Source organism: Mammaliicoccus stepanovicii (assembly GCF_002902525.1).
Taxonomy (GTDB): Bacteria; Bacillota; Bacilli; order Staphylococcales; family Staphylococcaceae; genus Mammaliicoccus; species Mammaliicoccus stepanovicii.
Genome location: NZ_PPQZ01000050.1, coordinates 1 through 697, shown reverse-complemented (window position 1 = coordinate 697; position 697 = coordinate 1). Strand labels below are relative to the sequence as shown.

Sequence of the window (697 nt, the reverse complement as noted above, 5' to 3'; positions counted from 1 at the left end):
GGAGGCGCTCAAAGGTTCCCTCAGAATGGTTGGAAATCATTCGCAGAGTGTAAAGGCACAAGGGAGCTTGACTGCGAGACTTACAAGTCGAGCAGGGTCGAAAGACGGACTTAGTGATCCGGTGGTTCCGCATGGAAGGGCCATCGCTCAACGGATAAAAGCTACCCCGGGGATAACAGGCTTATCTCCCCCAAGAGTTCACATCGACGGGGAGGTTTGGCACCTCGATGTCGGCTCATCGCATCCTGGGGCTGTAGTCGGTCCCAAGGGTTGGGCTGTTCGCCCATTAAAGCGGTACGCGAGCTGGGTTCAGAACGTCGTGAGACAGTTCGGTCCCTATCCGTCGTGGGCGTAGGAAATTTGAGAGGAGCTGTCCTTAGTACGAGAGGACCGGGATGGACATACCTCTGGTGTACCAGTTGTCGTGCCAACGGCATAGCTGGGTAGCTATGTATGGACGGGATAAGTGCTGAAAGCATCTAAGCATGAAGCCCCCCTCAAGATGAGATTTCCCAACTTCGGTTATAAGATCCCTCAAAGATGATGAGGTTAATAGGTTCGGGGTGTAAGCGCAGTAATGTGTGTAGCTGACGAATACTAATCGATCGAAGACTTAATCAAATTTTAAAAATCGGTTTTAGCCGTAAAATCTGCTTACTATCTAGTTTTGAATGTGCAATACATTCTAACTGAATTA

At 49.6% G+C, this 697-nt stretch carries 1 rRNA gene; it reads left to right on the top strand.

Annotated features, from left to right (window positions below):
* Positions 1-621: ribosomal RNA gene (locus CD111_RS08190) — 23S ribosomal RNA — on the top strand; the annotation flags it as partial.
* Positions 622-697: the final 76 nt, after the last annotated feature.